The organism is Brooklawnia sp. (genome assembly GCF_049651565.1).
In the GTDB taxonomy this organism is placed as follows: domain Bacteria; phylum Actinomycetota; class Actinomycetes; order Propionibacteriales; family Propionibacteriaceae; genus Brooklawnia.
Genome location: NZ_JBASCI010000235.1, coordinates 1 through 5,679, shown reverse-complemented (window position 1 = coordinate 5,679; position 5,679 = coordinate 1). Strand labels below are relative to the sequence as shown.

The window sequence follows — 5,679 nt, the reverse complement described above, 5'->3', positions numbered from 1 at the left end:
GTGGTGATCTGCGCCCGGGACGCCGGCCGGGCCCGGGACAGCCTGGCCGACATCGCCGGGCGGGCCGGCATCGAGCTGCTGGTGCAGCCGTTCGGGCGTCCCCCCGACTTGCCCGACGCCTGGGCCGGCCGGGCGGACCTGCTGATCTCCACGGTGCCGGTCGACCTGCCGCCCTACCTGGCGGCCGCCCTTGTCCGGCAGGCGGCGACCGTCTTCGAGGTGGTCTACAACAACTACCCGTCCCGGCTCGACCGGGCGGCCCGCGCCGCCGGGGTGCGCTCGCTGGATGGCCTGGACATGCTGGTCGGGCAGGCCATCGACCAGATCCGGCTGATGACCGGACGCGACGCCGACCCGGCACCACTGCTGGCGGCCTGCCGGGCCGAGGTGATGCGGAGAAAGACCGGAAGGGAGTCTTGAGGATGGCACGCAGGAAGAAGGAACAGCGTCGCAGGCAGGTGCCCCGGCCGGCGCTGTCGTTGAACCCGGCCATCCTCGCCACGATCGTTGCTTTGGTGGTCGCGGCGATCCTGCTGTCGCTGGCGGTGATCGCCATCCGGCAGGACGGCCCGGTCGGCCTGGTGTGGGCGATCCCCGGGGTGTACGTGCTGCTGCAGCCGCTGCGAGGCATCGTCCGCGGGCGTGACCAGCAACTACGGATAGCGCTGCGGAAGATCGACCTGACCGACCTGTCGAAGGTGGCGGTCTATGAGCGCACCCAGTGGGGGTTGCGGTACGGGGTGGCGTCGTTGAAGTTCCCGGGCCGAGTCGAAGAGGTGATGGGTCTGTTCCTGACCAGCAGGTCGTTCACCCGGATGGTGGAGTGGCTGGACGTGCCGATCGAAGTGGTGCCGGGTGTGTGGACGACGCGGCGGCTGGCCAGTGAGCGTCCTGACCTGCTGCCCACCCCGCAGGTGAGGAGGTGAGCTGGTCGACTGGTTTGGCGCACTCGGAGGGACTCGAACCCCCAACCTTCTGATCCGTAGTCAGATGCTCTATCCATTAAGCTACGAGTGCAGATGCCGCTTGGGCAGTTGCCAACTGTACTGCATCCCCGGCTGTGCCCCAAAATTCTGGCCGGTGAGGGCGCAGGTCACGCGCAGGCCCGCCCCCCAAGGCTGCCCCATCAGTAGGATCGCCCCGTGGCCTATGACGAGAGCCTCGCCGAACGACTCCGCGAAGTGACAGACGGTGCGCCGGAGAAGCGCATGTTCGGGTCGGTCGCGTTCTGTGTCGGCGACCAGATCGCCGTCTGTGTCAGAGGTGACGGACTGCTTGTCCGCGTCGGCAAGGACGGTGTCGACGAAGCGCTGCGCCACCCCGGTGTCGAGACGGCGGTCATGGGCGACCGCCAGATGCTTGGCTGGGTCACTGTCTCCCCTGAATGGCTCGATGAGCCGGACCTTCGCCGGTGGTGGCAGGTTGGTGTGGACGCGGCCTTGGCGGCACGCAGCAAGCCAGCGAAGAAACCGCGCACCGCTGATTGACCGCACCCGGACGCCAAGGACCAGAAGCGGCCTTGGCATCTGCGTGGCGCACCCGCGATGGACCCTGGCCAGCGCTATCCGGCTCAGCGTGGAACGACCGGACGAATCGCAGGCCCGCCCTCTCCATCACCCGGCGCGACGTGCTCGTCGGCGATCTCGTCCGGCGGGGTGGGGACGCCGTTGGTGATGAACCGCATCACCGCCGGGTCCGCATCCAGAGCCACCAGTGCGGCCACGTCGTCAGGGGTGAACTGTCGAAGCACCAGCCGTTCGATCTCGAGGTACATCAACCAGTCACTGCACGAAGTCGCACGAGCTGCCCGGCTCCTGCGGCAGCAGGTAGCGTCCACCCTCGATCCGTGCCGGAGTCCGGAAGTACTTCCGCAGGTGCGGGATGTGCTCCAGGAACAGCGCCGGATGCCCGAGGCTGATGTGGTTGAACGGGACGAGGTGCTGGTGCAGCTGCCCCATGTCCCCGACGTGCGGGATGACCGGCACCCCGAAGCGCCGCGACATGAGCGACACCAGGATGAACTCCGAGACACCGCCCACCCGTAGCGCGTCCACCTGGTTGAAGCTCATGGCGCCGACCTGGAGGAAATTCTTGAACATCACCTTGTTTGGGACGTGTTCGCCCAGCGCGATGCGTGTCGGATAGACGGCTCGCGCGAGTGTCTGGTGAGCCAGCACGTCGTCGGGGTCCGTCGGTTCCTCGACCCAGTAGAGATTCGCGTCCTGCAGCTGGTGGACGACGGTGATGGCCTCACGAAGTTCCCACTGCTGGTTGACGTCGATCATCAGCGTCGCGTCCGGGCCGACCGCGTCGCGGACCAGGTTGACTCGCCGGATGTCGCGCTCGTGTTCGGGGGAGCCGACCTTCAGCTTCATGGCGGTAAACCCGCTGTCCACTGCCCGCCTGGCATTCTCTACCACCTGCTCGTCCGGGTAGCTGAACCAGCCCACGGACGTGTCGTATGCCGGGAAGCCCGCGTCGATGATGCCCAGCCGTTCGTCCCGGGACTGCCGGGCCTGGTGGAGGATCTTCAGCGCGTCGTCGGTCGACATGACGTCGGTCACGTACCGGAAGTCCAGCAGACTGATCACCTGCTCGGGTTCCAGGTCGATCAGCAGCCGCCAGAGCGGCACGTCCTTGGACTTCGCCCACAGGTCGAAGCAGGCGTTGGTGACGCTGGCCAGCGCGAGGTGGACGACCCCCTTGTGGGGGCCCAGCCAGCGGTACGACGGGGAGTCCGTCAGCTTCGAGAAGGTCTCGCCGTAGCTGGACATGAGCTCTTCGAGGTCGCGGCCGACGAGGGATTGCGCCAGGGCCTGGATCGCCTGGCAGACCAGCTCATTGCCCGGTCCCAGGGTCAGGACGAATCCGACGCCGGTGATGCCGGAGTCTGACTCCAGCTGGCAGACCGCGTAGGCGTACTGGGGATTGGTGTGGACGGAGTCGGTGCCGGCTCCGCCCTCGAGGTCGAACCTGCGGTCGGCCACCCGCACAGCGGTGATCGTCGTTGTGTCCATGGTCAAGGGGTCACCGGGACGCCAGGTGCGGACTGCCGGTGAAGTCGACCAGGCCGCTGTCCGCCAGTTCCTGCCACAGGGCCGCGGGGACGCCGGCCCGGATCCGCTCCAGGCTCTGCTGCAGCTGGAACGCTTTTGAAGCACCAACCGAGACCGACACCACGTGCGGGTGGTGCAGGGGGAAGTTGACAGCCGCCTGCGGCAACGTGACGCCGTGCTTCTCACAGATGTCGGCCAAGCGGTTGGCTCGCTCGATCAGTTCTGTGGGTGCAGTCTCGTAGTTGTAGTTGGCGCCAGCTTCGGGGCGCGGCTTGCCGAGCAGCCCAGAATTGTGGACGCCGGCCACAACGATCTTGGCTCCGGTCTCCTCGCAGGCGGGGAACACCTCGGCGTTCGCGCCCTGCTCCAGCAGCGTGTAGCGTCCCGCCAGCATGCAGACGTCGGCGTCGCACTCGCGGATGAACCGGGCGATCATCTCACTCTGGTTCATGCCGGCGCCGAACGCGTTGATGACGCCTGAATCACGGAGCTCAGCGAGCGCAGGGGCACCTTCCTGGGACGCGGGCTCCCAGTACTCGTCCGGGTCGTGCAGGAACGCGATATCGATCCGGTCCAGGCCGAGCCGGTCCAGGCTCTCCTCGATCGACTTCCGCACGCCGTCACCGGAGTAGTCACGCACGCGCTTGGTGGTGTTCGGGACGAAGTAGGCTTCGTCACCGGTGCCCGTCCCGCCCGGGTTGTCCCTGATCAGTCGTCCCACCTTGGTGGACAGTACGAATTCGTCTCGCGGGTACTGGGCCAGGAACTTGCCCAGCCGACGCTCTGACAAGCCCATCCCGTAGTGCGGCGCGGTGTCGAAGTACCGGATGCCCGACTCCCAGGCGACCTCGACGGTTCGTTTCACCTCGTCCTCGGGCATCTCCCGGTACAGGTTTCCGAATTGGGCGCCGCCGAGCCCGAGCACGGTCAGGGCCAGGCCGGTCCGCAGGGTACGTGTCTCCATGATGTGATGCTCCTCAATTCTTCGTTGAATTGCTCCGGTCGGTTTCGCTCGTCTCAAGGCGCGCGGCGGCGGCGGGGTACCGCTCCAGGGCGGTTCCCGACCACACCCGCGCACGCTCCTCCTCGCCCACGCCAGCCAGTAGGCCATCGGCCACCGCCACCGCCTTGGCGTAGCCCCCGCCGAGCACGTCGACGGGCCAGTCGCTGCCGAATAGCATCCGTGAGGGCCCGAAGGTCCCGATGAGCACATCGAAGTAGGGCCGCAACCGTTCTGCGGTCATCTCGGCGGCGTCGAAGGTGAGGTAGCCCGAAAGTTTGCAGGCGACGTTCGCAGAGGCGGCGACTGCGCTGAGCTTCTCCAGTACGGTCTGCTCCTTCGTGTTGCGCAGCCTGGGTCGGAGGCGACCGTCCGAGCGACGGCTCCGGCGGGTGAGCGTCGGATCAACTCCGTCTTTCGAAGATCCTGTCTTGGTGAGCCCTTGAGTCCGGACCCGAGGTGGAGCCGAGCGATCTGAGGAGCCGAAGGCCGGATCAACCGCCTATGATCCGCGCCATGGACGACCCACCCGCCTACGCTCTGGCGCACCCCATCTATCTTGATGTTCCGATGATGATCAGCTTCCTTGCCGCTATCGAAGGAGGCGTCGCCTTTTCTGCGAGTGAGACAGGCACTGAATCAGGCTTACGTGAGAGGACACTTGCCGCCCGAGCGGGCCTGCGCGCGAAGCTGGGGACGCTGTGGAACGCCGAACTCTCCGGAGATGCAGGGAGCGTGAAGCGGGAGGAGGAGACTCTCGTCTCGCAGACCGAGCGGCACCATACCGCGGCGAGCCTGTTCAATGTCCTCCTTGGGTACCTGCTTGAGGATAATCAAGTTGTCTCCTTGGACGGAGTACAGGATCTGGACGATTTGCGGCCAGGCGCAATCGTGCAATTCACGGGGGACTTCCGGGGCAACCCGTTGGAAGACATCCTAGCCTTGGCTTCCGCGCTCTTGCCCTACGTGGGCGACAGCTCCGGGGAGAAGCAAAGCGCCAATCGCAGGTCGGGAAATCCTGCAAAGAGAGCCGGCGCTGATTCTTCTCCGCCCGCCGGCACCGCTCGCGAGGAGAACGCTTTACGGATCATGCAGACTATGGTGAACGACCTCAGGGCGGCGCCGATACACGACATCCTCTTTCGTACAGATGGCGGTCTCCAAGTGGTTGTTACTGCAGCCTCAGATTTCTACTCAGCTGCTTCCGCCGAACACCTCCGGGAGGGCACCTTCACAGTTGTCGGCAAAGTGACCAAGGTACTTGTTTCTGGCAACTCAATCAACCTCACCAGACGGACTGTGATGGGTGCTGCGGGCCCCGATCTCGCGAAGTCTACAGTCGACAGCTTCCGCGGTGGTGGACTTCCTGGCTTTGATGTCGCTGATCCAATTGTTGAGGGGCCTACTGTTCAGGTTCTCCCCATGGCGATCTTCATTTAGCAATAGTCAGCGCTTCCCGGGGCCCATAGCGTCCTGCTTCGCCGACCCACTATCAAGGCTCTTCAACCTTGAGGTGGGGGTGAGCGCGACACGCCAGAGCGCGGGGTGAGGGTGGTTGGGGGTCGAGGCCTTCAGGATCGGAAGCGTCTGTTCAACCTGACCGGAAGGCCTCGACGTGTCCGA

The 5,679-nt window shown here is 65.6% G+C and carries 7 protein-coding genes, 1 tRNA gene and 1 pseudogene; 4 read left to right on the top strand and 5 right to left on the bottom strand.

The genetic code is table 11. The features are described from left to right. Positions 1–420 (top strand): annotated as a pseudogene (locus WBL05_RS11285) (hypothetical protein); the annotation flags it as partial. A gap of 2 nt (positions 421–422) precedes the next feature. After that, the gene (locus WBL05_RS11280) at positions 423–926 is read left to right on the top strand and encodes a hypothetical protein (protein WP_424225986.1); all 504 of its coding nucleotides are present in this window, start codon (positions 423–425) and stop codon (positions 924–926) included. A gap of 15 nt (positions 927–941) precedes the next feature. On the opposite strand, the gene WBL05_RS11275 is transcribed toward WBL05_RS11280, so the two are convergent. After that, a tRNA-Arg gene (locus WBL05_RS11275) sits at positions 942–1,017 on the bottom strand. A 125-nt stretch (positions 1,018–1,142) separates the two neighbouring features. On the opposite strand from WBL05_RS11275, the gene WBL05_RS11270 reads away from it, so the two are divergent. Next, positions 1,143–1,487 (top strand): TfoX/Sxy family protein, encoded by a 345-nt coding sequence (locus tag WBL05_RS11270; RefSeq protein ID WP_424225985.1) that lies wholly within the window; start codon positions 1,143–1,145, stop codon positions 1,485–1,487. 83 nt (positions 1,488–1,570) lie between these two features. On the opposite strand, the gene WBL05_RS11265 is transcribed toward WBL05_RS11270, so the two are convergent. The 4 genes from WBL05_RS11265 to WBL05_RS11250 are packed head-to-tail and all read right to left on the bottom strand — an operon-like array spanning position 1,571 to position 4,381. After that, complete coding sequence (locus tag WBL05_RS11265; RefSeq protein WP_424225983.1) at positions 1,571–1,774, bottom strand: GNAT family N-acetyltransferase; 204 nt, start codon at positions 1,772–1,774, stop codon at positions 1,571–1,573. 7 nt (positions 1,775–1,781) lie between these two features. Beyond that, positions 1,782–3,017, bottom strand: coding sequence for an enolase C-terminal domain-like protein (locus WBL05_RS11260; protein ID WP_424225982.1), 1,236 nt, complete (start codon positions 3,015–3,017; stop codon positions 1,782–1,784). A 10-nt stretch (positions 3,018–3,027) separates the two neighbouring features. Beyond that, positions 3,028–4,020, bottom strand: coding sequence for an aldo/keto reductase (locus WBL05_RS11255; RefSeq protein WP_424225981.1), 993 nt, complete (start codon positions 4,018–4,020; stop codon positions 3,028–3,030). A 13-nt stretch (positions 4,021–4,033) separates the two neighbouring features. Next, the gene (locus WBL05_RS11250; RefSeq protein WP_424225987.1) at positions 4,034–4,381 is read right to left on the bottom strand and encodes an amidohydrolase family protein; all 348 of its coding nucleotides are present in this window, start codon (positions 4,379–4,381) and stop codon (positions 4,034–4,036) included. A gap of 191 nt (positions 4,382–4,572) precedes the next feature. Between WBL05_RS11250 and WBL05_RS11245 the strand changes: the two genes are divergently transcribed. After that, on the top strand, positions 4,573–5,496 hold the full coding sequence (locus WBL05_RS11245) for a DUF6414 family protein (protein ID WP_424225980.1): 924 nt from the start codon (positions 4,573–4,575) through the stop codon (positions 5,494–5,496). Positions 5,497–5,679: the final 183 nt, after the last annotated feature.

Coding starts and splice junctions, on each gene's coding strand:
- WBL05_RS11280 (WP_424225986.1), top strand. CDS start 423: ATGGCACGCAGGAAGAAGGAACAGCGTCGCAGGCAGGTGCCCCGGCCG.
- WBL05_RS11265 (WP_424225983.1), bottom strand. CDS start 1,774: ATGTACCTCGAGATCGAACGGCTGGTGCTTCGACAGTTCACCCCTGAC.
- WBL05_RS11260 (WP_424225982.1), bottom strand. CDS start 3,017: ATGGACACAACGACGATCACCGCTGTGCGGGTGGCCGACCGCAGGTTC.
- WBL05_RS11255 (WP_424225981.1), bottom strand. CDS start 4,020: ATGGAGACACGTACCCTGCGGACCGGCCTGGCCCTGACCGTGCTCGGG.
- WBL05_RS11245 (WP_424225980.1), top strand. CDS start 4,573: ATGGACGACCCACCCGCCTACGCTCTGGCGCACCCCATCTATCTTGAT.